Origin of the sequence: Aestuariivivens insulae (genome assembly GCF_022662195.1) — a bacterium.
GTDB classification, from domain to species: Bacteria; Bacteroidota; Bacteroidia; order Flavobacteriales; family Flavobacteriaceae; genus Aestuariivivens; species Aestuariivivens insulae.
Genome location: NZ_JAKMCS010000002.1, coordinates 32,619 through 58,313 on the forward strand (window position 1 = coordinate 32,619; position 25,695 = coordinate 58,313).

The window sequence follows — 25,695 nt, forward strand, 5'->3', positions numbered from 1 at the left end:
AGTAAAATTGTACTTCGGTCCTGCTCAGCAGAACTATCGAGAAGCTTTTACAACTTCTAGTGGTTTTACGGAACAGAGCGGAGTAAAATTGTACTTCGGCTCTGCTAAGTAGAGCCATCGAGAAACTCCTTGCCGACAGGTTGATAAAAATTTCAGCCTTTAAATAGTTCTCGATACTAAATACGTCGTACCTCCGTATTTCACTCGAACTGACAACAACAGACTTTATAAGTTAATAAAAGCTTGTCACTTCGAGTGGTTTTACGGAACAATTGTACTTCGACTCTGCTCAGCAGAACTATCGAGAAGTAAAGAGAAATCTCTATATTTAAAACATGAAAACCTACTATGTTTACATTCTCAAATGCTCAGACAACACCTACTATACAGGAATTACTTCAAACCTAGAAAAGAGGCTTATTGAACACCAATCTGGGAAACATAAAGATAGCTATACCTATTCCAGAAGACCTTTACACCTTGTGTTTTATGCTGAATTTACGCAGCCTGAAATCGCTATTACAACAGAAAAGCAAATCAAAAAATGGTCCAGGGCTAAAAAAGAAGCTTTAATCAATAACGAATTTGATAAATTGCCCAATCTTGCCAAGAAAAAGTTTCGTTCCAAATAGTTCTCGATACTAAATACGTCGTACCTCCGTATTTCACTCGAACTGACATCAACAGACATTATAAGTTTATAAAAGCTTGTCATTTCGAGTGGTTTTACGGAACAGAGTGGAGTAAAATTGTACTTCGACCCTGCTCAGCAGAACTATCGAGAAGCTTGTCACTTCGAGTGGTTTTACGGAACAGAGTGGAGTAAAATTGCACTTCGACCCTGCTAAGTAGAGCCATCGAGAAACTCCTTGCCGACAGGTTGATTAAAATTTCAGCCTTTAAATAGTTCTCGATACTAAATACGTCGTACCTCCGTATTTCACTCGAACTGACATCAGCAGACTTTATACGTTAATAAATGCTTGTCACTTCTAGGGGTTTTACGGAACAGAGTGGAGTAAAATTGTACTTCGGTCCTGCTCAGCAGAACTATCGAGAAGTAAAGAGAAATCTCTATATTTAAAACATGAAAACCTACTATGTTTACATTCTCAAATGCTCAGACAACACCTACTATACAGGAATTACTTCAAACCTAGAAAAGAGGCTTATTGAACACCAATCTGGGAAACATAAAGATAGCTATACCTATTCCAGAAGACCTTTACACCTTGTGTTTTATGCTGAATTTACGCAGCCTGAAATCGCTATTACAACAGAAAAGCAAATCAAAAAATGGTCTAGGGCTAAAAAAGAAGCCCTAATCAATAACGAATTTGATAAATTGCCCAATCTTGCCAAGAAAAAGTTTCGTTCCAAATAGTTCTCGATACTAAATACGTCGTACCTCCGCATTTCACTCGAACTGACAACGACAGACTTTTAAAGTAAAAAAAACTGTCACTTATACTCTCTCTTTTAAAGTGGAGTGAATTCATTATGTGGAAACGGCATAAAGACGAGGTGGTAAAAAAACTGCTCCTTGGCAATTGATAATTATTTGGCAGCTTTATCTTCCAACTTCCTGCACCCCGCAAAAGTGATAGGAGCGACAGCTTTTTTAAAATCCAAAATTTTAAAAAACTATAGCGGATAGCACGGTGGCTTGCCATTTGCCATAAAACCTTTGGCAAAAATGATGTATCGATTCCTCTTTTAAATGAAAAAAGCTTAAATAAATTAACGGTTGGGGTTGTTAAGAATAACCAACGCCGCTATCACCCCGGGCACCCAGCCACAAAGCCATAACAAGAACACTATAAATATAGAGCCACAACCTTTATCTATAACCGCTAAAGGGGGGCATATAATAGACAGTAAAACTCTCCAGAAACTCATGAATTTTTTATTTTTTTGATTGATTGATACTCGTTTGACGCAAACCCTTAGTACTTGTTACAGTTTATCGAAATTTATTCTAAACTACTAAATTTTTAGTCTTGGCTAATTCATTCAAAGAAAATAGTTAGTTTCGTAATATGAATGTACGTCAATATATTTTTGTGCTATTCCTTATATCGGGTTATGCCAATGCCCAATATAAATTTTCTGGGCAAATTGATAAAAATAAATGGCACGATAATGTGTACCTCTCCATTATAGACGATTACAGGCACCTGTCTGGGATTTATGAAGAACAGATTATTGATAAGGTTAAAGCAGATGCTAACGGCTACTTCGAATTTACCGGCAATATGCTAGAGGACAATTATCGCATCTATAGAATACATGTCGATAACTGTACGGAAGACCTCCCTGACAACACCCATTTTAACGGCCATTGCGATGATAGTAAGGCCATACTGTTTATTGCAAAACGCACCGACACCCTGCAGTTTCCGTTTTCTTTCGACCACCAAATGTTTTGCGATGTGAAATCGAAAAACGAAAAGGCCCTGTCCCTTATTAAAATAGACTCCCTTATCGATGAAATGAAATATGCCTATAGTGCGTTTAGGAGTGAAGCCAACAGGACACTGAACAACAAAAAATGGTTTAAAACATTACAGGATTTTGGCCAAAGCCTTAATGAACCCCTGGCGGAACTTTATATCTACACTTACCTTTCGGACAGAAGAAATAGCCTGCACCAGTATTATTTGGAAGATTTAAAGACCAACCCCTTTTACGAAGACTTACTTAAAAAATTGACAGCGGCCTACCCTAACGCTACTTATACCCAACAATACCGTAACGAATTGAATTCTGATGAGTTTATTCTCGACAGAGGGGTCGAAAACAAGGCTTTTAACTGGAATTACCTGCTATATGGCTTACTCTTTGTCTCCATAGTGGCTAATATACTTTTGCTTGTGTCCTTTAAAAAATTCAAGAAACGGATGTCTAACAACAGTAAAGAGCAATTGACACGGCAAGAGCAGAATATTCTAAATTTATTACTGGAAGACAAATCGAATAAAGAAATAGCCGATGCCCTTTTTGTAAGCCTAAGCACCGTAAAAACCCATGTAAACAACATTTACAGGAAGTTAAACGTACAAAACAGAAATGAAGCTAAGTCATTGTTTAACAAATAATTATCTCAATAAAAATTAGGTACTAGTACCTTTTTCAATCTCGCTTTATTAGTTTTTTCCAAAAGATATGCCCATGTTTGTTACATCAATAATTTTTAAATCTAAATAATCATGACTTACACATTAAATCAAAAAACTACAAAGTTCTTATTTACGTTATTCCTTTTGGTCTCTGCTTTTAGTTTTGCACAAGAAGAAGCCAAAACTGAAAAAGCAGGTGTTTTTACTTTTGAAAGCGAAGAAATCGATTATGGGACCATAGCGCATAATGCCGACGGTTTACGCGTTTTTAAATTTACTAACACTGGCGATGCGCCTATAGTTATCTCTAAAGCAAAAGGCTCTTGTGGCTGTACGGTACCAACTTACAGTAAAAATGTAATTCTTCCTGGTGAGAAAGGTGAAATTGAGGTGAAATATGCTACCAATAGGGTTGGTAAATTCACTAAAACGGTTACCATAACTTCCAATGCTTCCGAGCCAAACAAAATTCTTAGAATTAAAGGCGAGGTATTAAAGCCAGAGCCTGCTGAAGCTCCTAAAAGCTAAATTTTTATTTCAGCGCTTTATAATTATGTATAAGCTTAAGCCGTTGTGCATTTTGGGGCAAACTAGTACTAAATGTCAGTTCGAGTGTCCCGACGTTTACTGTCGGGACGTATCGAGAACAATTTCAACGATTAAAATTCTTACCTGCCTGCTGGCAGGCAGGTTGGCAGAATTTTATCAAAATGCACAACAGGCACAAGCTTATTAAAAATGTTGTGTGCTATTGTGACTAAATAATGTAATTTTGCACCTGGCCATTAAAGGCTGGTTTAAAAAATCACAATAGCATGCAATTATCAGAGCAAGAACTTGTAAGAAGAGAGAAATTAGCAAATTTACTCGCGCTGGGCATTAACCCTTATCCAGCCGATTTATACCCCGTAAAAGACAGTTCAAAGTCGATAAAGACCAATTTTAAAGAAGGCGCTACCGTAGTTATTGCCGGACGCTTAATGTCCAGACGTATTCAAGGCAGTGCCAGTTTTGCAGAATTACAGGATGCCGAAGGACGTATTCAGTTATATTTTAACAGGGACGAAATATGCTCTGGTGACGACAAAACCAAATACAATACCGTTTATAAAAAACTATTGGATATTGGCGATTTTATTGGTGTTGAAGGCGAACTGTTCACTACAAAAGTTGGTGAAAAAACCATTATGGTTAAAGACTTCACCCTACTGAGCAAAGCTCTTAAACCCCTTCCATTACCTAAACAGGATGCCGAAGGCAACCTACACGATAAATTTGATGACCCCGAATTGCGTTACCGTCAGCGTTATGCCGATTTGGTGGTTAACCCCCACGTTAAGGACGTTTTTGTAAAGCGTACCAAACTGTTCAATGCCATGCGTCAGTTTTTTAACGATGCTGGGTATTTTGAAGTAGAAACCCCTGTATTGCAACCTATTGCTGGTGGTGCAGCGGCACGTCCGTTTGTTACCCACCACAATGCCCTGGATATACCGCTCTATATGCGTATAGCCAACGAACTGTACTTAAAACGCCTAATTGTTGGTGGTTTTGATGGGGTTTACGAATTCTCCAAAAACTTCCGTAACGAGGGTATGGACCGTACCCACAACCCAGAGTTTACGGCTATGGAAATTTACGTGGCCTATAAGGACTATAACTGGATGATGGATTTCTGTGAACGCTTATTGGAGCATTGCGCCATGGCCGTAAACGGCACCACCAAAGCTACTTTTGGGGAACACGATATCGATTTTAAAGCGCCTTACCCTAGGGTAACTATGGCCGACTCCATAAAAGCGTTTACTGGCTTTGATATTACCGGAAAGAGCGAGGCCGAAATAAGGCAAGCCGCCAAAGACATGGGCATTGAAGTCGATGACACCATGGGCAAGGGCAAGCTTATTGACGAGATTTTTGGTGAAAAATGCGAGGGCAACTACATACAGCCTACCTTTATTACCGATTACCCAAAAGAAATGAGTCCGTTGTGTAAGGAGCACCGCGACAACCCAGAGCTTACCGAGCGTTTTGAGCTCATGGTTTGCGGTAAGGAAATTGCAAATGCCTATTCTGAGCTTAACGACCCTATAGACCAACGCGAACGCTTTGAGCACCAATTGGAACTGGCCAAAAAAGGTGACGAAGAAGCTACGGCAACCATAGATTACGACTTTTTACGTGCCTTGGAATACGGTATGCCCCCTACCTCGGGAATGGGTATAGGCATGGACCGCTTGATTATGTTCTTGACCAATAACCAATCCATACAGGAAGTGTTGTTCTTCCCGCAAATGAGACCAGAAAAAAAACAGGTGGAATTGAGCGAAGATGAAAAAGCGGTGTTTAACCTCCTTAAAGCCAACTCTCCTATTGAATTAAATGGCCTTAAAGGACAGTCTGGACTGAGCAACAAGAAATGGGATAAGACCATTAAAGGATTGACCAGCAAGAAAGTAGCACAAGTTTTAAAAAATGACGACGGCCTATTTGTAGAGGTTCTATAACATACTTTTTAAAATTGTCATTCTGAACTTGATTCAGAATCTCATATATAGTTTTAAAGGATTTACTTCACGGTGAATCCTTTTTTGTTTGCAGATGGTAGCAGATGATAGCGAATTTTTGGTCACGAAATGGTCACTTCAAAATTTATTTATTAATATATACATAAACTTAACATATTATTGTTGTATTTACTTACTTGTTATGAGAATATAGCGACTGTGGCAACGATATACAACTTTGTTATGGGCAATTAAAACACAGTGGCCTGGATTAGATTAGTCTAATAGAGACTTAAAAAAAGAAGTATACATAAATTTTAAAGAAAAAATCATGAAATCAACTAAAGAACTAATTATCTTATTTGTAGTCGCTTTCGCTTTTTCTTGTTCAAATGAACATGTTAAAAATAGTGAAATTTCAGAATTTATTTTTGGAAAATCAAGATTATTGGAAAATTATCAAGTACCAAAAGATGATATAGAATCCCTTCAAAAGCTTGGATTTGTTGGAAGTTCAGGAGTAGTTATGGAAAGAATAGACTATGTTAATCATTTGACCTATATCTATTATTTAATGGAAAATGATATAGAAATAAGAAAGGATTCATTAAAATCAATGACAGAAGAACACTTAAAAATCCAAAAACAAAATAAGTCAAAACAGTTTAGAACAACTAATTTAGTCAATACTCCGCAGAGCATACACGTTATAGGAATAAATATATATCACAATAATTTGAGGCAAGGCTTGATTAATGCAATTGAGAACTATAATAATCTTAATATTGATTTAACGTTTACTTTAGAATTTAGAACCGTTACAACAATTTTTCAAGCACTCGCAGCTCAAAATGATAGCGATATAGCAGTCTTTCAGTCCAGTGGAGACCCAGGTGGCTCTTCTGGTTTTCCAAGTGGCGGAAGTCCTTACCCTACTGTAAATGTATCAGGAGCAACAGCAAGTTTAGGCATCGATGTTTGTGAGCATGTTTATACACATGAAATTGGACACACTATAGGATTAAGACATACTGATTTTTTTGACAGAGCAATATCATGCGGAACTGGCGGCAATGAAGGAGATGCTGGAGTTGGTGCCATACATATCCCGGGAACACCTGAAACAACAAATATTGACATGAATTCAGTTATGTTATCTTGTTTTAATGCTTTCGAAACAGGAGAATTTAGTAACTTTGACATAGTAGCTTTAGAGTCGTTGTATTGAAAAAATAAAATTATGAAAAAGATATATTTATTGCTATTGGCTTTGGGATTACTTGCTTCATCCGGATGTGATTCCAAAGATGAGATACAGAATCCTGAAATTGAATATTTAGATTTAGATGCTACAATTGGTCAAAATCAAAATATAGAATTCTCTTTAGGTTCTTTTCCATCAGAAGGGAATATTGAAATAACCAAACAAGCTAAAAACTATGAAATAAGTAAAGTAACTTTTGAAGAAAGTGGTTTGATATACAATTATAAGCCCGCCCAAAATTTTACTGGAACTGAGTACGTTGAAATAACTAAATCCTCTTCTATTGGTGATGATAATTTAAATCAAAAAACAATTTTTAAAATTAATATTATCATAGAATAATAAAAGCCCTTAACAATTCTGGCCGTTACTCAACCCCTAATATATTAAAATAAGGTTCTATTCAAAAACCCTAATAACTCTAGTAAATTACTCCAAGTTATTGTCAAAAGTCAACATTTTCCATTATATTTATCTGTAAGATAACATATATGGCAGTTAACCTTCGTAAAAAGTATTCAAAGCACTCTGGGTATTGTAACCTTACCCAAATTAAGCCACAACCAAATTAAAAAAAGGCAAATCAAACATCTTTGGAAATTATACTTCGCAAATTTCCGACAAAGGAACTTCCAAAGCTTGGCTAATTTTAAATAAGGTATGAATGGTAGCATTAGTTCTTCCTTGTTCAATTCTTGAAATATTTGTTGTATCAATCCGAGCCTCTATTTTACCGACCAAATCTACCTGCGTTAGACCTTTTTCCTGTCTAATTCTTTTTATGTTCTGACCTACAATCTTTAAAACTTCCGATTTTTTCATACTTGCCATATTTGACAAGTCAATAAAAGGTTTATATTTGTAGCTATTAATGCCATATATGACAAGTCCGATGAAAAAGCAAGATATAGATTTTTCAAAATTAGTGAGTGATACTTCTTTTTCTCCTGAGGAATTCGCAAAATGTCTGGATTTGGGCGTTGAGATGTTGTTTTACATCGAAGAGAACACTTTTGACCGAAAAGATATTCAGAATGTTGTTTTTGCTTTACGAAGAATTAGCGACTACTTGAGGAAATGTGAATGCCCAAACTTAAGGCTATAATATATGTTGCCCTACTACCTTCAATCACCGCTTTTAAAATTTTAATCTATATTTGATGGCCTGGCTACAACTAAGTACAAACCATAAACCTCCCCATAGTCAAGACTGCAAACAACAATTAAAAACATGAAAAAAATCACATTCGTATTACTTACATTAACAACACTAATTTCCTGTAAAACCGAAAAGCCAACAGAAATAATTGTTATTGGCACCCAACACGAACCGGTACCTAATTTTAATTCGGAGACGCTTTTCAACATCTTGGAACAAGTAAAGCCCGATTTAATATTACATGAACGGGACTCTTCTGCTTTTGATTCAGAATTTAAATTTATAGACCCCCCTAGCGAAAATGAAGGCAAAGCTTCTTCAAAATACATTAAAAAATATCCAACTACCCAGTTAAGACCATACGAGTTTGAAGGCAGAAACCAATATAGAATTAATAAGGGAATGCGCCCAACCGATAGGCTAACCCTAAGATTAGTTGACAGCTTGTATATGGCCAATGCCTTAACAACATTTGAAGCAGATATAGTTAAAACTTATAATGCCGCTTTAGAACCCTTAATAGATATTGCTGCAAAAAGTCCAGAAGCCTGGAACAATCCTACTGCAGATAGCTTGTGCGAGTACCGCCAGTTTTACCAATACCAAATGGTTCCAAAAATCACTAATACACGAGCGGAATTTGCCAATACCTTTTTAACAAAACCAAATGGCGAGAACATAAGTTACAGAGAAGGCTATCAACTTTGGGCCGATTTTTGGGATTTAAGAAACCAAACCATGGCAAAAAATATTATGACCATTGCCGAACAAAACAAAGGCAAAAGAATGGTTGTATTATGCGGTTTTATGCATAGGTATTATATCTTAAAGGAACTGAAAAAACGAACTAAAGGCAAAGCCATTATCCTAAAGGAGTTTTATGACTACTAAACGATGTTGCCAACTGTACTAAAATGGTTTGGCACTAGCATAAAGTTTTCAATTACGCTTAAATTCACTCATTAATAAACTGTTATGAAACATATAGAACAAAAGACAATGAAAAAATATTTGGGAATACTTCTTCTGACTTTCTTTATCGTTTCCTGTAAAGGACAATCCAATTCTGAAATTGAAAGAAAAGTTGGTAGACCTTGTCAAGACTGTGAAGCCTTATTGGATTATAAAATGCTTAATATAACACCAAAACCAACGGATACTCTTCCCGGATTCAATGAGAATAATCCAAAAATTAAAATAACAGGAACCGTTTTTAAAAAAGACGGAAAGACACCTGCAGAAAACATTCTACTGTACGTTTATCACGTTGATAGAAATGGGATTTATCAACCCAGCCAAAAACCGATTAGTTGGGAAAAAAATCACGGACAATATCGAGGCTGGTTAAAAACTGATAAAAGTGGGACGTTTACTTTTTATACTTTCAGACCTACGCCTTATCCCGAGATACAAGAACCAGAACATATCCATATTTATGTAAAAGAACCTAACACAATACCATATTATATTGATAGTTATCTTTTTGAAAGCGACCCGCTTCTCACAGAAGACAAAAAGCAATCTCAAAAAAATCGAGGTGGTTCTGGAATTATAAAACTCAAAATGGAAGACGGGATTTTGACAGCGCACAGAGATTTAATTTTAGGATTGAATATTCCAGAATATGAATAAGAATCATTGCACAACATTAGCTCAAGCAATGAAATTTTAGAAAGCATTTACAAGTATCTATCCATAAACCATTTGAATGGTTTTCACCTACTAATCCATCCGGGCACCAGTCCAAAAAGAACCGATAAATTCTATTTAAAACTAGATGAACTCATTACCAAATTAAAGGAGGAAGGCTATCGGTTTTCGACGTTTTAATTTTTGAAAGATAGAAATGCCACAAAGACAATATCTGTCAAGCCAATACAAATAAAAAGCCCGGTAAAACTACCGGGCTTTTCAACTAACTAACCAACTAAACTAAATTTATTTACTAACAACTAATTTATGTTATGAAAAAATTACTTGCTTATATTTAAATCTAAATATGGTACAAAGAGACGCAATTTATCCGAATCCTAAAAGTAATTTAGAAATGTTTAACAGCGCTTTTGGTAATTTTATGTTTTCTTTAAGAATTGAAGGTGGCGCTATTGTAATGCCTTATGGTAAAATATAATCTACCTTGGATTGATAATCCTCAAACGCCATTAAATTATTATGGTTTCCTCCTTTTATAAGAACAAAGTCGGTTTGTGGTTTTGGAGCCTCCTGAAACAACTTTTTAGCAGACATCAAAGGCACAACTTCATCGTCTGTACCATGAAATATGGTAATAGGGCATTTAACTTTTGAAATGTATTGATAACTAGGAAATTTATACTTCAATAGTTTTTTTACAGGAAAAAATGGAAACCTATATGCTGCAACATCGCTCATGCTATAATAGGGCGTTTCCAAAATAAGTTGCCTAGGATTATATTTCGATGCCAAAAATGCCGCCATAGCCGTTCCTAATGAGCGTCCGTAAACTGTAATATCCCGCTCATTATAATCTTGCTTCAAATAGGTATAGAATAATTGGGCGTCGGTATAAAAAACAGCTTCACTAAGTTTTCCAGTACTCTTGCCATAGGTTCTGTAATCCATAATAAGCACATCATACCCCTTTTCTACAAAAGGCCCGGCCATTGTTCCCCATCTTGATAAATCGCCCGCATTACCGTGAAAGTATAAGATGACACCTTTAGGGGCTTTAACCTTAAAATGAACAGCATTTAATATGGCCCCATCCTGGGCCGTTAAAAACAACTCTTCGAAATCATGGTTAAACCGATACTGATAGCCCTGGTCTAATGCCGTGGATAAGAACAGTAGCTTTTCTTGAAAAACATATAGCGTTGCTAAGGTCATAACATAAAGGCCTATAAAAATAAAAATTATCCTTTTAAGCTTCTGTTTTATTAGGTTTGGAGTTGTGTTTAACATGGATGCTGGTCGTTGACAAATCGATATCTTGTGGTGTTGTATTTAAAATATCATGTATCATTTTATGATAGGATTCAAAATTATTTAAGTTTTTATGTCCCCCACCAATAACGGTATGAAGCCTTGTTAGTTTTGAATTCACCTTAGATAATTTTATACTGGTCTTATAGGGAATAAGTTTATCGTTGGTGCCATGTATTATGTGGATAGGGCATCTTACATACTTTAACCATTTGTAGGTAGGCAACGGATATTTTATTAAAACAGACAATGGCATAAACGGCGCATAACGTGCCGTAACCTTGGTTAAACTATAATATGGCGCATCTAAAATGAGCATTTTAGGATTGTTTAACGATGCTAGCTTTGCCGCAAATCCAGAGCCTAAAGACCTTCCGTAGAGAATAATCCTATCTTCTGAAATACGCTCCTTAATTTTATTATACACTTCCTGCAAATCCCTTTTAATGGCTTTACTTGAACGTTTTCCGGTACTTTTCCCAAAACCTCTGTAGTCGACCATTAAAACACTAAAATTATGCCTTGTAAAGTCTACTGCAAATTTTCCCCAGCCCCTTATACTCTTTGAGTTTCCCTTAAGATATAATACAACGCCTCTGGGCGTTCCCTTGGGCTTAAACAATAACCCATTAATTACTGCTCCATCCCTGGTTTCAAGATTATACTCCTTGGTATCTTGATTATCGTAATAAAATTTAAAATCCTTGGGAAGCTTTTCAGGCTTAAACAACATATAGTCCTGCAAATAATATAATGCGATACTAATTGCAATGTATACCACAAGCACAATAACAGTTATATGTAACCAATAAGGCATTAGTGAACTCGTTAAAACACTAAGATACAATTTTAAAAAACAACTAATTGTGGTTATAGCTTCATTAAACTCACGCCACCAACCCTCATAGCTAAATCAAAAATATAATTACTCTTTAGATGAAAGTTAGCATCAGATACCGTTGCTTTTTCCCTGTCCTCTTCAGGCAAGACCAATAGCAAAATAAAATGATCTTTATCCATCTTAGTCTGCTCCTTAATTCTTGTACTCAACTTTCCTTTTATTTCAAATCCATATTTAGCTTTAGCCATAGATACATTTATTAGTTCAGCATCACCTATAGTTCCATAAATTTCATAGTTATCCTTTATTTCAATATTAATAGGAATCCCCCCCATTTCTTTATTAAAGTCAATATTTAAAAATCTTCCTTCGCCAGACCAATTACCAATTAAATAAGGATTTGAAGAAATTACACTTTTATTATCCGTTTTGGGTTCTATACAAGACACAGACAATAGCATGACTAAAAAAAGGGTTAATACTTTCATTATTATATTTTTAAGGTTAAATTGTATTTAAAGTTATTTTACGTCGTTTTATATAGGTATAAACCAATACAGCTAAACCAATTGCCGATAAAATATGCTTTAGAGAATGCCCGCTTATTACTGATAAAAAATCAAATAGTTTTTTATCGAAATACTCACATACTTTCGCGATTATATAAGCTATTAAAAGCACCCAATATCCAAAGCTCTTGGTAAAACTAGATTTAAAACTTATTAAAATTATTGGCATTGCAAACATTGGATAAAACTGTATTAAAACATATGGTCTTAAATCGCTAAAACCCACCCAATAGCAAACAGACAGAATTCCAACAAGAATTAAAGGCATTAAAAGCACCTTCCCGAGCTTGGGCTTAATAAATTCACTAATTATAATTGTTACCAATGTCATGAAAACAATGGTCATTGGCAATCTATCCCAAACCAAAGTTGTATTATTTGGGTGTAAATGGTAATAGCCTGACCCTATTGAAACAAGTAGGATTCCAATAAAAAGGACAAGATATTGGATTTTATTTCCCGAAATTTTATTCAAATTAACTAGCCCAAAAACACCAACTATAGTAAATGGTACGTTTGAAACAACATTCCAGAAATTAGCAATATTGAAGACCTTAAAAGAATCACTAAAGTTATGATACAATTGATCCTGCTGAATTGGACCAACTAAACAAATGCCTATAACCGAAAAAATGGCTAGAGCAATTAGGATACCCACCCCTATACGTTCTCTATTAATTTTGCTGTTCATATGATTACAGGTTTTTAAACCCCACAGTCTTAAAATAACTGCAGGGTTTCAGTTAGCTAACCAACCATCAAAACAAAAAGATCATATAAATAATAATGCCCTCTGCGATCCCTGTAATAATACTCATACCCAAAATATCCTTAATCTTAGCTCTTAAAAAGAATACGATACTTAGAATGGCCATAATAGCGGCTAACAAAATTTCCAATGCACCAATTTTAGACAGTAAAAATGTAACCAATGTAAAAGTTGCTGTTATGGCAACCGTTATCAAACAAAACTTAATAACCTGAGACTTGCCATAATTACCTTCAATAAACCCTTTACGTAAATCCCTAAGTATAGAAAGCACGAAAAGCAATGGTACTACAGATAAAAATGGAGCAAACACTACTTTAATACCTTTAACTATAGACAAATGGTTATAAAAGAAAAATGCTATGGCTGTAAAAGCTAACAGTCCTGTTACAATAATGGATTGAAACGTAAATAACAATTCTCGTTTTTTAGAATTACTACTGGATGTTGAATTGCTAATGAATTGATTCATAATTTTAAATTTAGATGGTTGAACTTTGTTATTTTAATTAGAAATAAAAAACACATGTATGGCCAACGACAACAGTACACCACTTAAAATACCATTGGCCCTTAAATTGTTATATAAAATATAGTTAAGCACGTAGCTGCTAACTGTGGTTGAATTGATTAAATGCGCAAAGATTAAGTTGTCCTCAAGTTTTTGGTTTGTTAGCCATTCAATAAAATGCATAAGTATTAAACCTCCAATTACAGTAACTATCAATAAAATAGTAGCAGGTCGCTGGTTTTTCAACTTATATGCATCGGTATTTTTAGGGAGAAAGTGTTCAATTAAAATAAACCTAACAAAAAACAGCATAGGAATAGGAAACAAGATAGAGGCAATTATTTTAATAACATCCTTTAACGTTTTTATTTCATCGTATCCTAAAAAAACCAGATAAATAAAAATCAAAACCGAAATTCCTGTGGTAACAACAAATGCTGTATTTACTTGTTTGAGTTTCATGTTAACCCGATGGTCAATTTTGTTTAATTACAAAGCAAAACTGCATATTTCACATAGTTATTGAAAAACAATTTATTATAAAAACTGACGATATATTTTAATATATTATCTTATAAATAACTATATTTATTAAAGTATTATAATATTATATGACGATTAAATGAACAACATAAGCACCATTGCATTAACGTTAACCCCCGAAGAGCAACAACAGTTTATTTCTTATTTAGCCAAAAAGAACAAAAGGAACGACACCAAAAATATCCAACTCTTTAAGAATTTATTGGACGGCTCATTATCACAAAACGACATCTGTTTTAAATTATATAAAACCCACAAGTCAAATGCTTTCCATGCACTTCGAAAAAGACTGTATCAATCACTAATCGATTTTATTGCTACAAAAGGCTTGGAGGAAGAAAACTCTACCGACATGCAAATTATAAAATACATATTAGCTGCACGAAAGTGCTTGCTGTACAAACAATACAGAATAGCTTATAAAATTCTGGATAAAGCGGAGTCCCTAGCCTCCCAACACCATTTATTTTCATTGCTCAATGAAATTTATCATACCAAAATTCAATACGCCCATGCTTTTCCTTCGGTCGCTTTAGAAGAAATTATAAATAAGTACTATCAAAACAAAAAAAATCATCATCTAGAAGACCAACTTAACATGGTTTATGCCAAAATAAGGGAAGCCCTAAACAACATTATTTACAAGGGCAACATTATTGATTTACAATCCCTTTTAAATAATACGTTACAGGAGCACAATATATCCCTAAACGAATCCATGTCCTTCAAATCGCTTTACCAACTTATGTCTATTGTTGGCCTATCGGCATTTGTCACCCACGACTATTTAAAAACGGAGCCCTTTTTAGTAAACAGTTACAAACTAATACTTAGCCATAAAAACAAAGAGAAGCAACTTTTTTACCATATTCAAATTTTATACCTAATAGCCAATACCTTATTTAGGAATAAAAAATTTAGCGCATCCATGACCTATCTTGAAACAATGCACAATCAAATGTTACTGCAAAAAAAGAAATACTACAACAATGCTAAGCTCAAATATAATTTACTTCTGGCCTTAAACTATAATTTCACCAATAAGCAACACCTCGCCATTGAACTCTTGGAAAGCCTTATTGAAAAAAAACACGCTGACATAGAATCCTTATTGGACATTTATTTAAGTCTGGTGATGTTTTATTTTCAGAAGAGTGATTTTAAAAAGGCACAGCATATTTTTTCAAAATTTAACCATTCAGACACTTGGTACACAGAGAAAGCTGGAAAAGAATGGGTAATAAAGAAAAACTTGATTGAAATCTTATTGTATATAGAGCTAGAACATATCGATCTAGTTGAATCTAGGTTATTAAGCTTTAAAAGAAACCATTTTAAATACTTAAAAAGCATAAACCAATTACGGGCCATTACGTATGTGCAACTCGTGGAACACTATTTCAAACACCCCGAAAACATCACTTCAAAATCTTTTAAAAATAAGGTTGAATCTTCCTTTGAATGGATAGGCCCGCAAAAAGAAGATATTTTCGTTATGAGTTTTTACGCCTGGTTAAAAAGCAAAATGGAAAAGCAAGACCTCTATCACGTTACCCTTAAGCTAGTTAACGGCATGACAACAACAGATAATTAAACTTTAATTACTTTTGTTGAATGCTAAAAAAATCCATTTGGTATTTTATCTGTTGTTGCCATACCATATTATTGGCACAAACCGACAGTCTATCCATTAAAAACGGTATCGACAAACCCAATATTTTAGCCACGCATCATTTTGGGATTTTTAGCTCAAGGATTGAACAAAACTTCAAAATCTCACCTCCAAATACATCTACGTTTTCCTTTAACTATTCCAGTGGAAACAACTTCCACCCTTTTGTTGAAGCCTATTTCCCCAAAAATCCAGAAGTTAGAAAGCAACTGAGCCAAGTGATTTGGTACAACAGGTCGTTTAATTTTGTTGATCAAGAAACCACCCCGGCCGATTATATGAACATTGTTATTGATGCAGTCATTAAAGAGTTTAGGGTTAACTATAACTTGCCAATAAACAAACATCACGAATTAGGAATTTCCCTTAGATCCTATTTAATTACCAAAGGCAAATATCCATTTTCGTTTTTTACCAACGATGAATTTATTGAATGGTTCCACAGTAACATTTGGGGAGGTAAAGATCCGTACGGCAGAAGGTATTATGGCTTAAACCAAATAAACTTTGAATATACCGATAGAAACGGCAACACCTTAAAGTTAAATCAGAACGATTTCTTTATAAGCGGACTGGAACTAAGCCACTACTACTATCCTTCCCTTTTAAGATCTCCTACCAAGCAATTGTATTTTAATTTGGGAAGCCACTTAGGCATTAATACCTCCCAATATAATCCGTCTTTAGATATCGGTATTTCAGTAAGCGGTATAAAAAAGATAAGGTTTAAAAACAGCAACGAGTTTAATATTGGCATTGGCACCAGTGTTTTACGAAAAAATCTAATAAACTTTAAGGACGAACCTATAGAATTGGGCAACAACCCCTTTTTGGCCACTATAGAGAGCGATTTAGAATTCACTACATATACCAAAAAAAAGAATTACCATGCCTTTAGTGTGAATTACCATATCCAATCACGCTACAACAAATTGAAAGAAACCGATTATTATAAATTGCTGGGCAAATGGCAAGAAATAAATGGCGGTTGGCAACATGGCGTAGAAAAACTATATAGGGCCTTATCGGACTGGACCTTTATCTACACTTATGGCAGGCCCAAATTAAAGCTATCCCTTTATTTTAAGGAAGACCTTCTAGTTAATAATGCCCCCGACTTCCAAACAGGTATTGGGCTACAAGTACCTATTTCAAAATAACCTTATTACCCCAAGGCTTTGACCTTCTTAGTTAAAAAAGCGTTAAAAAAAGGGATGCATTAAACCATTAGCGCTCATAAAAGTCTTAGAAATGAACAACTTAAAATTTAAACGTATGAAACGAACATTAATAAATTTTGAGCATTTTTTCACCAAAAGGAATGTTTAAAATTTTTAATGTGAGAGCGTAGCGGTTGCATACGTTCTCAATTTTATAATTAACTCATTATTAATAATTACTAAAATTTAAACGTATGAAAAAGCTTTTATTAATCGCTTTGGCCATAGTATCCCTTCAGGCTGTAGCACAAGAACCCAAAAAAGAAGGCCCAAGATACAGAGACAACATGGCGAATATGCCTGCTGAAGATATGGCAGAATTACAAACCAAGAAAATGACTTTACACCTTGATTTGAATGAAAAGCAACAAAAGGAAATCTACGCCATAAACTTAGAAAACGCCAAAGCTAGAAAAGAACACATGAAAGCCAGAAAGGCTAAAAGAGAAGCTGGTGAAAAACCATCTCAAGAAGAGCGTACAAAAATGATGAAGGCTATGCTGGACCATAAAATTGCCATGATGCAAAAAATGAAAATCATTTTAAACGAAGAGCAATTTGCCAAATGGGAAAAAGCGCAAGCTAAAATGGATCACAAAAGAAAAGAAGGCATGAAACATAAAGCCCATAAAAAAGGCGATAAAATGAAAAAGGAACAATAATTTTAGTTTAGTTTGATTGGTTAATGTTTGTGGTTTTTTTAAAAGCATCCCAACACTTGGGGTGCTTTTATTTTACAGCTATCCTAGCTTTACTATTTACCCTTGTATTCTATAACTTTAAAAACGAAAGTTCTTCATTTACTACTAACAAAACTAAATATTTCTCTCCGTTAACTGTAATTTTTTCGACAGCCTTTACTTCTTTGTTTGAAATAGAGCTATTTAAACTTTCAAAACACACAGATTCATTCTCCACAAATTTTAAAATATATCCCTTTGAAGCATCATACCTAATAGTTTCTACCTCTGCCTCATACAACGTTCCAACGCCTAAAACCTCTAACACACCATCTTTATCCACATCTAAAAGCTCAAAATCTAAAGTAGGGCCAAACTGGGCAGTTACTGGCAGTTTATGAAACTTCAACTCTCCCGCCCCTAAATTCTCCACATAATAAGAACTAAATGTTTCGGCCTTTAAATGCAACGCATTTTCAATATTTTCCAACCCATATATTTCAACCATATTGGAATTCGCAAAAGCCTTGTAAGTTTTAATTTTTTCCTTTAAAAACGGTGTTTGTTCCGTAGAACATTCTTTTCCTCTAATGGGAAACAAACCGCCATTATAAGATTTACCCAGAGCAAAATCATAGCTTAGATTATCGTCAAAATAATTACTATAAATATGAAGGGGCTGCTCTGGTGTAGGATGAAATTTGTTGTTTTCTCCTAAATTCCCTAATAAATAATCGTCATCGCCATCACCGTCTAAGTCAATCTTTTTAATTGTTTGATACCAACCAGACCTTTTTTCAGACGCTACATTACTTCTTATAAACACCCCATTATCATTATTGAATATTGTTAAGGGCATCCATTCTCCAACAACAATCAGGTCATTATCACCATCTGTATCGTAATCAGAAAACACAGCACCATTAACTAAACCTAAGCGCCTAATTTCCTCGACACGACTCTCTGTAACATTTACAAATGTCCCTTTTCGGTTTTCTAAAACAAACGATTCTGGAGCCTTAGGATATTTCCCCGGAACAACCCTGCCACCAACAAAAATATCTATATCCCCATCGCCATCAAAATCGTCTACAGCTATAGCCTTAGTAACACTTAACATTTCCGGAAGTTGCCCTTTAGAGAACCCTCCCTTCCCATCATTAATGTACAAACGATCTTGTTGTAAAGGATCCTTCTCGGGGAGGCCATAATTTCCTGATGCAACATACAAGTCTAAATCATTATCATTATCGCAATCAAAAAATATTGCATTATTATCATTATAGTCTTTATCTTTTTCGAACAATGGCTGCTTTTTTTGTTCAAACTTTCCTGATTGCTTTTGTATGTACAATTGCCCAGGCTCACCCATTGTATTCCCTATAAAGATATCATCTAACCCATCATTATTCACATCACCAACAGCCAATGCATTATCTAAGGTAGATTGTTTTTGAGGCAGTAAAACTTGAAGATCATAATCGTTAAAATCTACAGCCTTGTGCTTATAATTAACATTCAATTGCGACCCCTTAATTTCACTAAACAAAGGATTTACCTTTATGGGATTTGAGTCTTGTGATTTAGCATTTTTATAGGACAACTTAACATGCTCATTAACTTTAATATTAGTTAAAATTTCTATCTTTCCGTCGTTCCAAATCACTTTAAGGCTGTCTAATTTATTATGGCTCCCCATTCCAAAAAACAAATCGTAAGTCACAGATGACTGATAGCCCCTACCCGGGCTTACCTCCCTTACCTGTTGCATACTATCTGCATAAACAAAAACCTTAGCCCCAATACCTTTAATGTTTTTTTCTGAACCTTTTAGACTTACCTTCAGGAAATTTAACGAACTGTTGTTCCTATAAATCGAAGCCATATCCGACTGATTATTAACAACCAAGTCCAGATCACCATCATTATCAAGATCGGCATAAGCTGCGCCATTAGAATTTACTTTTTCGTTTAAACCGAAATCTTCGGTTACATCACTAAATAGTAAGTTTCCTTTGTTAAGAAAAAAGTGGTTCGATAATTTGGTAGAAGGTATAATTTTTAGAGCCTCTTTAAGATTTTGTTCTTCATCAAATTGAGATAACTTTTTTTTCATTTGATGCCTAAAGTCTTGATTGGCAATATCGCGCTGTATGCCATTAGTTACAAAAATATCATTCAACCCATCGTTATTGAAATCTGCTAATAGAGGAGCCCAACTCCAATCTGTTTTTGCTATACCTGCAAGCTGACCAATTTCACTAAAGGTACCATCACCCTTATTCAATTGTAACACATTGCTCATATATTGATAGTGATACCCTTTTCTAACCATACGATTAAACTTCTCGGTACTCATACTCGCCATATTTTCCTTTCCCCGCTTTCGATCGGATGCTAACATATCTAAAACAATAAGATCGGGATATAAATCATTATTAATGTCGGCAAAATCCGAACCCATGCTATTATTTGAGATATGTTTGAATTGGTTTAGAATAGCATCTGTAAAGCCCCCATTCTGATTGTTTAGATATAAAAAATCAGGCTCCAAAAAGTCATTGGCCACATAAATATCCGGCCAACTATCATTATTAAAATCCCCAAAAACAGCACTTAATCCCCAAGCAACCTTCGTAATTCCTACCTCTTTTGATACATCTACATACGTGCCTTCTTCATTTTTAAAAAATTTGTCTACATTATCCTTTGTTAATCTAATTTGGTATTGAGGGGGCAGTAAAGCATCCTTATTGTTATCTTGACTGTGATTTAGCAAAAACATGTCTAAATCCCCATCTTTATCGTAATCAAAAAAATAGGCATGAGTTGAAAGCCCATAATCTTGCAAACCGTATTTAAGCGCTTCTTCTTTAAACGTATTATTCTTTTGGTTCACAAAAAGTTTATTCTGCCTTGCTGCCCGATTCTTCAACGATGCAGATTTACAAACATAAATATCCAGCCAACCATCGCTATTAATATCAACCATAGTCACGCCTGTAGTCCAACCATCATCATCTAATACATTTGCTTTTTTAGTAATATCCTCAAAGACAAAACCTCCTTGGTTGAGATATAATTTATTTGCCCCTTGATTTGAGGTAAAATAAATATCTTCCAACCCATCATTATTTATATCTCCTATTGCTACGCCACCTCCATTGTATATGTAACTGTAGTTTAAAAAATTAAAATCGGGCGTTTCTTGAACAACATTTTTAAAATAGACATTAGAATGACTGGAAGGTATTTTAGTAAACATTATCGTTTTATCACCTTCGTAAAATGATTTCGGTCTATCACACGCAAAACATGTAAAAAGAAATAACACAAAAACACAAGCTCTAATGCCCATAAAAATATTTTTTATTAAGTTCAAGATAATAAAAATGCTACTAATTAGGTATTATAACCATTCTATATTTAATTTATAGACATACGCCCTACAAAACATCCATGATACAATGTTTATTAGCCATATAAATTAAACAACTCCTTTGAGAGCTATACAAAACAAGAAAAAAATTTACACTATAGCCCCTCTAACCTCTTCTATAAAGTATTGAATTTTGCACCTGAACATTATAAAAATAAGCCTCCTCCAACAGGGTCTCTGTTGGAGGAGGCTTATTTTAAGCACTAGTAAAAATGCTGCTCTACCTACAAACTTTTCACTACACTTTCTACAGATTTAATGGTTAAATCTAAGTCTTCGTAAGTTAGGGCATCGGTAATAAACCAAGTTTCAAAGGCACTAGGCGCAATATAAACGCCCTCGTTTAACATCCCATGGAAGAAGGCTTTAAATGTATCGTTATTACCTTTAGATGCGGTTTCAAAATCGATAACTTCAGCATTATCAAAATGCACAGATATCATCGAGCCCACCCTATTTATGGTATGTGTTATATTATTGGTTTGCAAAACATGGGCTATACCATCATGTAAGTAAGCCGTTTTTTCTTCCAAACGGTTAAACACCGCTTCATTATTATTCAGCTCTGTTAACATAGCCAACCCTGCTGCCATAGCTAATGGGTTACCACTAAGGGTACCTGCTTGATATACAGGCCCCACTGGTGCCAAATAATCCATTATTTCATTTCTGGCGGCAAAAGCTCCAACGGGCAAACCACCTCCTATTACTTTTCCAAAACAAACAATATCTGCCCTTATGCCAAAGCGTTCTTGAGCCCCGCCTTTGGCCAATCGGAATCCCGTCATGACCTCATCGAATATCAACAGCATATCATTGGCATCGCACAAATCTCTTAAAGCTTGTAAAAACCCTTCCTTGGGTGGTACACACCCCATGTTTCCGGCGACAGGTTCAATAATGATACAAGAAATTTCATTCTTATTGGCTTCAATTAACGCCGCTACATTATCAATATCGTTATACTTAGCCAAAAGGGTATCTTTAGCTGTTCCCTGTGTAACCCCAGGGCTATTGGGTACACCAAACGTACTGGCTCCACTACCCGCTTGAATTAAGAACGAATCGCTATGCCCATGGTAACAGCCAGCAAATTTTATAATCTTTTCTTTTCCAGTAAATCCCCTTGCCAATCTAACGGCACTCATACAAGCTTCCGTACCAGAGTTTACAAATCTTATTTTGTCTATATGTGGCACCATAGACACCGCCAGTTCTGCTATTTGGGTTTCAATCTCGGTTGGCGCTCCAAACGAGGTTCCTTTTTTCGCTTTTTCGACTACGGCATCAACAACGGGTTGGTAAGCGTGCCCCAATATCATAGGCCCCCAAGAGTTGATATAATCTACAAACCTGTTACCATCTTCATCATATAAATAAGCGCCTTTGGCTTCTTTAATAAAGATTGGCGTTCCCCCCACACCTTTAAACGCTCTAACAGGCGAGTTGACTCCTCCCGGAATTACTTTTTCAGCTTGTGCAAACAAGGCACTACTTCTTTTATAAATCATTGTTTATGTTTTATTGTACGAGTAACGTTTGTCCAATACTTATAATATTGTCTTCTAAGCCATTCATTCTCCGAATGGCTTCAACCGTAGTATTGTACTTTTTTGAAATGGAATATAAGGTATCGCCCTTAACAACGGTATGCGACATTTTTGTTGGCGTTGATCGCTCATCATTGGCAACCACCTCTTCTCCTAGAATGCCCTTATCGTATTCATAGAGTTTATATCGTTCTATTAAACTGATGAGCTTTTGGGGGTATTTTTTATCGGTGGCATAGCCTGCAGCCCTTAACCCTTTGGCCCAGCCTCTATAATCATGCTTTTTTAAATCGAATAGCGCCGAATAGCGCTTACGCTGGGTCAAAAACAAGGAATGATCCCTAAAGGAATACTTGGCATCCTTGTATTTCCTAAAACATTCCTGTCGCCTATCATCATCGTGATAAATCTTTTTACCCGTCCAATCATGGCATTTAATACCAAAATGGTTGTTTGCTTCAACAGAAAGCCGTCCCTTACCAGAACCTGATTCTAATATACCCTGTGCCAATGTAATACTAGCTGGTATACCATAGAGTTCCATTTCTGTCTTGGCGATGTCCTTATAAGTATCAATATACTGCTCTGTAGCACTGGCATAAGTTTTAGTCGCTATGGGAGCTTCGGTCGCTTCTGTAGTTTCTTTAACGTCTGGTGGCGACGTGGTTCGGGTTTTGCGTTCTATGGTTGGCTTTTTGGCTACTGCTCTTTTTTTGGAGCCACAGCTAAACACCAATAGACATATAAAACATAGGGCTATAATACGCTGCATTTAAATTTCTATTTGTGGTAATTTCTTTTTCTTTAAAAACTCGTTCATCCCAAATATACCTTGTAACCCTCCTGTATGGATGGCCAAAATTTTTGACCCCTTCGGAAAGTAACCCTGGTTTATTAAATCCATAACGCCAAACAACATCTTACCAGTATATACCGGATCCAAAGGAATGCTGTAATCGTTTTTGAAAGTATTAATAAACTTTACCAGTTCGGCATTCACCTTGGCATACCCTCCAAAATGATAATCGGTTATTAATTCCCAATTCGATTGTCTTGCAAATTTACTAATATCTTTATGTAAAAAAGAACCTTTTAGGGCAGGAAAACCCAAAACTTGTTGACTGGGTTTTGAACAATTGATAAGCCCCGAGATAGTTCCACCTGTACCTACAGCAACACATATATAGTTAAAATGAGCATCTTCTTCATTTAAAATCTCCTCGCATCCCTTTACCGCCAAAGTATTGGTGCCGCCTTCTGGTATAAGGTAAAATGTCCCAAATTCAGCTTCTAATTTATTTAAAAAAGACGTTGCCGTTTTGGTTATGTAAACCTCACGCGATACAAATTTAAACTGCATACCACATTGTTTGGCAAAGCTTAAAGTTGGGTTATTTTTTATGACATCCCGTAACTCCTCCCCTCTTATAACCCCAATGGTTTCAAACCCTAAAAGCTGCCCTGCCGAAGCCACTGCTGCAATATGATTGGAATAGGCTCCACCAAAAGTCAGCAATGTTTTAAACCCTAATGCTTTGGCCTGCTCAAGGTTGTATTTGAGTTTTCGATATTTATTCCCCGAAACAAAAGCATGAATTCTATCTTCCCGTTTAACACATAATTCAACTTCTTTATTCGGTATGTTGACAACCTGATTAACGCTATGTCCTAAGTCGAATTCCATATTTGCGAAGATACTTTATTTATGTTTTAGGATGTATAAATATTGATGGGATTGGTTAGACGAAAAAGCCAATCGAAGGTTTGAAGCTGGGGCTTGAAGTTTGGGATTAGAAATGCACAACCAACCGAATAACGACTAACGTCCAACAACAAAACCCTCCTTCAAAAATGATATTTGTGTTATCCCCATAAAAAGTTCACACAAAGCAAATGAAAAAATTCACGTACTTTTGCTTTAATGAAGAAGATAATCCCCATTGAGGAAGGTGATTTTTATTGGACACCCGAAGGCTATAGATGCTTTACCGAACAATACCATTTAAAACGTGGCTATTGCTGCGAAAGTGGCTGTAGACATTGTCCGTATGGATATCATCCTTCAACCGACCTCAGAACAGGAAAAAACAAGGGTTTGACAAAAAAACGATAGTTGTTTCAAGTCACTCACGTACAAACACTTGGTACGATTATTGATGCTATTTATTAAAAAGTTGTTATAAAATTATTTTTTTGATAGTTATTAGATAAACCTCTAATCACTAATTTTTTGCAACCTTAAATAACCGTAAAAAATTGCATTATGAATAAACTATTAAAAACACTACCAATGTTAGCACTATTAGTCGTGCTATCTTCATGTAGCTCTGTACGAGTTGCTACCGATTATGATAAAAATGCAAACTTTAACGAATACAAAACATTTGCATTCTTTAAAACGGGCATTGACAAAGCAGAAATTAGCGATTTGGACAAACGCCGAATTTTAAGAGCTATTGAAGCTGAACTATTGGCCAAAGGGTTTACGAAATCTGAAAAACCAGATCTTTTAATTAGCCTATTTACAAAATCACAACAACGCGTAGACGTTTACAACAACGCCTGGGGCTACGGTGCCTGGGGTTGGGGCGGATGGGGCCCTTGGGGAGGCTACGGTCCTGGCTGGGGCTGGGGTTACCAACCTTCTGTTTCAACATCTACCCAAGGTACTTTGTACATAGATCTTATTGATGCCAAGAAAAAAGAACTGGTATGGCAAGGTATGGGCACTGGTTATTTAAGCAGGAATGTAGATAAAAAAGAAGAACGCATTAAGGAGTTTGTCGCCGAGATTATGGCAAAGTACCCTCCTGGATCACAACAATGATACAAACAAAACCAAAAACGGCCTGGTTACTGAGGTTCTCGAAGTGCAGGTCGTTTTTTCATGT

The 25,695-nt window shown here is 35.5% G+C and carries 27 protein-coding genes; 15 read left to right on the forward strand and 12 right to left on the reverse strand.

Features of this window, described 5'->3' with window-relative positions:
* Positions 1 to 335: 335 nt before the first annotated feature.
* A complete protein-coding gene (locus MR062_RS02815; protein ID WP_242202565.1) occupies positions 336 to 632 on the forward strand; it encodes a GIY-YIG nuclease family protein in 297 nt (98 codons plus the stop codon).
* Between the two features lie 455 nt (positions 633 to 1,087).
* Entirely contained in the window at positions 1,088 to 1,384 is a 297-nt protein-coding gene (locus tag MR062_RS02820; RefSeq protein WP_242202565.1) for a GIY-YIG nuclease family protein, read from the forward strand.
* 356 nt (positions 1,385 to 1,740) lie between these two features.
* On the opposite strand, the gene MR062_RS02825 is transcribed toward MR062_RS02820, so the two are convergent.
* The gene (locus MR062_RS02825) at positions 1,741 to 1,899 is read right to left on the reverse strand and encodes a YqaE/Pmp3 family membrane protein (RefSeq protein WP_119029747.1); all 159 of its coding nucleotides are present in this window, start codon (positions 1,897 to 1,899) and stop codon (positions 1,741 to 1,743) included.
* 140 nt (positions 1,900 to 2,039) lie between these two features.
* On the opposite strand from MR062_RS02825, the gene MR062_RS02830 reads away from it, so the two are divergent.
* From MR062_RS02830 to MR062_RS02850, 5 genes are all read left to right on the forward strand, one after another.
* Positions 2,040 to 3,098: a helix-turn-helix domain-containing protein gene (locus MR062_RS02830; protein WP_242202566.1), complete on the forward strand. Its 1,059-nt coding sequence runs from the start codon at positions 2,040 to 2,042 to the stop codon at positions 3,096 to 3,098.
* A 111-nt stretch (positions 3,099 to 3,209) separates the two neighbouring features.
* Positions 3,210 to 3,647 carry a DUF1573 domain-containing protein gene (locus MR062_RS02835; protein WP_242202567.1) on the forward strand — a complete coding sequence of 146 codons (438 nt, stop codon included), beginning with the start codon at positions 3,210 to 3,212 and terminating at the stop codon, positions 3,645 to 3,647.
* Between the two features lie 287 nt (positions 3,648 to 3,934).
* Entirely contained in the window at positions 3,935 to 5,626 is a 1,692-nt protein-coding gene (lysS, locus tag MR062_RS02840; protein ID WP_242202568.1) for a lysine--tRNA ligase, read from the forward strand.
* Positions 5,627 to 5,957: 331 nt separating this feature from the next.
* Entirely contained in the window at positions 5,958 to 6,854 is an 897-nt protein-coding gene (locus tag MR062_RS02845) for a M57 family metalloprotease (RefSeq protein WP_242202569.1), read from the forward strand.
* 12 nt (positions 6,855 to 6,866) lie between these two features.
* Positions 6,867 to 7,232 (forward strand): hypothetical protein, encoded by a 366-nt coding sequence (locus MR062_RS02850; RefSeq protein ID WP_242202570.1) that lies wholly within the window; start codon positions 6,867 to 6,869, stop codon positions 7,230 to 7,232.
* 258 nt (positions 7,233 to 7,490) lie between these two features.
* Here MR062_RS02850 and MR062_RS02855 read toward each other — a convergent pair whose 3' ends face one another.
* Positions 7,491 to 7,712, reverse strand: coding sequence for a helix-turn-helix domain-containing protein (locus tag MR062_RS02855; RefSeq protein WP_242202571.1), 222 nt, complete (start codon positions 7,710 to 7,712; stop codon positions 7,491 to 7,493).
* Between the two features lie 409 nt (positions 7,713 to 8,121).
* On the opposite strand from MR062_RS02855, the gene MR062_RS02860 reads away from it, so the two are divergent.
* The 3 genes from MR062_RS02860 to MR062_RS17620 all read left to right on the forward strand — a co-directional run bounded on the left by MR062_RS02860 (position 8,122) and on the right by MR062_RS17620 (position 10,180).
* Positions 8,122 to 8,940, forward strand: a complete 819-nt coding sequence (locus MR062_RS02860) for a hypothetical protein (protein WP_242202572.1) — start codon at positions 8,122 to 8,124, stop codon at positions 8,938 to 8,940.
* An 84-nt stretch (positions 8,941 to 9,024) separates the two neighbouring features.
* A complete protein-coding gene (locus MR062_RS02865; protein WP_242202573.1) occupies positions 9,025 to 9,681 on the forward strand; it encodes a dioxygenase family protein in 657 nt (218 codons plus the stop codon).
* Between the two features lie 367 nt (positions 9,682 to 10,048).
* Entirely contained in the window at positions 10,049 to 10,180 is a 132-nt protein-coding gene (locus tag MR062_RS17620; RefSeq protein ID WP_262916807.1) for a hypothetical protein, read from the forward strand.
* On the opposite strand, the gene MR062_RS02870 is transcribed toward MR062_RS17620, so the two are convergent.
* From MR062_RS02870 to MR062_RS02895, 6 genes are all read right to left on the reverse strand, one after another.
* Positions 10,165 to 10,914 (reverse strand): alpha/beta hydrolase, encoded by a 750-nt coding sequence (locus tag MR062_RS02870; RefSeq protein ID WP_242202574.1) that lies wholly within the window; start codon positions 10,912 to 10,914, stop codon positions 10,165 to 10,167. The two genes, MR062_RS17620 and MR062_RS02870, sit on opposite strands and share 16 nt — an antisense overlap.
* A 34-nt stretch (positions 10,915 to 10,948) precedes the next feature.
* The gene (locus tag MR062_RS02875) at positions 10,949 to 11,827 is read right to left on the reverse strand and encodes an alpha/beta hydrolase (RefSeq protein ID WP_242202575.1); all 879 of its coding nucleotides are present in this window, start codon (positions 11,825 to 11,827) and stop codon (positions 10,949 to 10,951) included.
* A gap of 53 nt (positions 11,828 to 11,880) precedes the next feature.
* On the reverse strand, positions 11,881 to 12,339 hold the full coding sequence (locus MR062_RS02880; RefSeq protein ID WP_242202576.1) for a hypothetical protein: 459 nt from the start codon (positions 12,337 to 12,339) through the stop codon (positions 11,881 to 11,883).
* A 16-nt stretch (positions 12,340 to 12,355) separates the two neighbouring features.
* On the reverse strand, positions 12,356 to 13,111 hold the full coding sequence (locus MR062_RS02885) for a ceramidase domain-containing protein (protein ID WP_242202577.1): 756 nt from the start codon (positions 13,109 to 13,111) through the stop codon (positions 12,356 to 12,358).
* A 67-nt stretch (positions 13,112 to 13,178) separates the two neighbouring features.
* Positions 13,179 to 13,661 (reverse strand): hypothetical protein, encoded by a 483-nt coding sequence (locus tag MR062_RS02890; RefSeq protein WP_242202578.1) that lies wholly within the window; start codon positions 13,659 to 13,661, stop codon positions 13,179 to 13,181.
* A gap of 33 nt (positions 13,662 to 13,694) precedes the next feature.
* Positions 13,695 to 14,162, reverse strand: coding sequence for a hypothetical protein (locus tag MR062_RS02895; protein WP_242202579.1), 468 nt, complete (start codon positions 14,160 to 14,162; stop codon positions 13,695 to 13,697).
* A 160-nt stretch (positions 14,163 to 14,322) separates the two neighbouring features.
* Here MR062_RS02895 and MR062_RS02900 point away from each other — a divergent pair, with 160 nt between their 5' ends.
* From MR062_RS02900 to MR062_RS02910, 3 genes are all read left to right on the forward strand, one after another.
* The gene (locus MR062_RS02900) at positions 14,323 to 15,837 is read left to right on the forward strand and encodes a hypothetical protein (RefSeq protein ID WP_242202580.1); all 1,515 of its coding nucleotides are present in this window, start codon (positions 14,323 to 14,325) and stop codon (positions 15,835 to 15,837) included.
* Between the two features lie 20 nt (positions 15,838 to 15,857).
* Positions 15,858 to 17,075 (forward strand): hypothetical protein, encoded by a 1,218-nt coding sequence (locus tag MR062_RS02905; protein ID WP_242202581.1) that lies wholly within the window; start codon positions 15,858 to 15,860, stop codon positions 17,073 to 17,075.
* A gap of 254 nt (positions 17,076 to 17,329) precedes the next feature.
* The gene (locus MR062_RS02910; protein WP_242202582.1) at positions 17,330 to 17,797 is read left to right on the forward strand and encodes a hypothetical protein; all 468 of its coding nucleotides are present in this window, start codon (positions 17,330 to 17,332) and stop codon (positions 17,795 to 17,797) included.
* Between the two features lie 109 nt (positions 17,798 to 17,906).
* On the opposite strand, the gene MR062_RS02915 is transcribed toward MR062_RS02910, so the two are convergent.
* The 4 genes from MR062_RS02915 to MR062_RS02930 all read right to left on the reverse strand — a co-directional run bounded on the left by MR062_RS02915 (position 17,907) and on the right by MR062_RS02930 (position 24,488).
* Positions 17,907 to 21,080 (reverse strand): FG-GAP-like repeat-containing protein, encoded by a 3,174-nt coding sequence (locus MR062_RS02915; protein ID WP_242202583.1) that lies wholly within the window; start codon positions 21,078 to 21,080, stop codon positions 17,907 to 17,909.
* A gap of 398 nt (positions 21,081 to 21,478) precedes the next feature.
* Positions 21,479 to 22,765 (reverse strand): glutamate-1-semialdehyde 2,1-aminomutase, encoded by a 1,287-nt coding sequence (hemL, locus tag MR062_RS02920; RefSeq protein WP_242202584.1) that lies wholly within the window; start codon positions 22,763 to 22,765, stop codon positions 21,479 to 21,481.
* A 10-nt stretch (positions 22,766 to 22,775) separates the two neighbouring features.
* A complete protein-coding gene (locus MR062_RS02925; protein WP_242202585.1) occupies positions 22,776 to 23,576 on the reverse strand; it encodes a glucosaminidase domain-containing protein in 801 nt (266 codons plus the stop codon).
* Complete coding sequence (locus MR062_RS02930) at positions 23,577 to 24,488, reverse strand: 1-aminocyclopropane-1-carboxylate deaminase/D-cysteine desulfhydrase (protein ID WP_242202586.1); 912 nt, start codon at positions 24,486 to 24,488, stop codon at positions 23,577 to 23,579.
* 237 nt (positions 24,489 to 24,725) lie between these two features.
* Between MR062_RS02930 and MR062_RS02935 the strand changes: the two genes are divergently transcribed.
* Positions 24,726 to 24,917 (forward strand): DUF5522 domain-containing protein, encoded by a 192-nt coding sequence (locus tag MR062_RS02935; protein ID WP_242202587.1) that lies wholly within the window; start codon positions 24,726 to 24,728, stop codon positions 24,915 to 24,917.
* Positions 24,918 to 25,067: 150 nt separating this feature from the next.
* Positions 25,068 to 25,631 carry a DUF4136 domain-containing protein gene (locus MR062_RS02940; RefSeq protein ID WP_242202588.1) on the forward strand — a complete coding sequence of 188 codons (564 nt, stop codon included), beginning with the start codon at positions 25,068 to 25,070 and terminating at the stop codon, positions 25,629 to 25,631.
* Positions 25,632 to 25,695 lie beyond the last annotated feature (64 nt).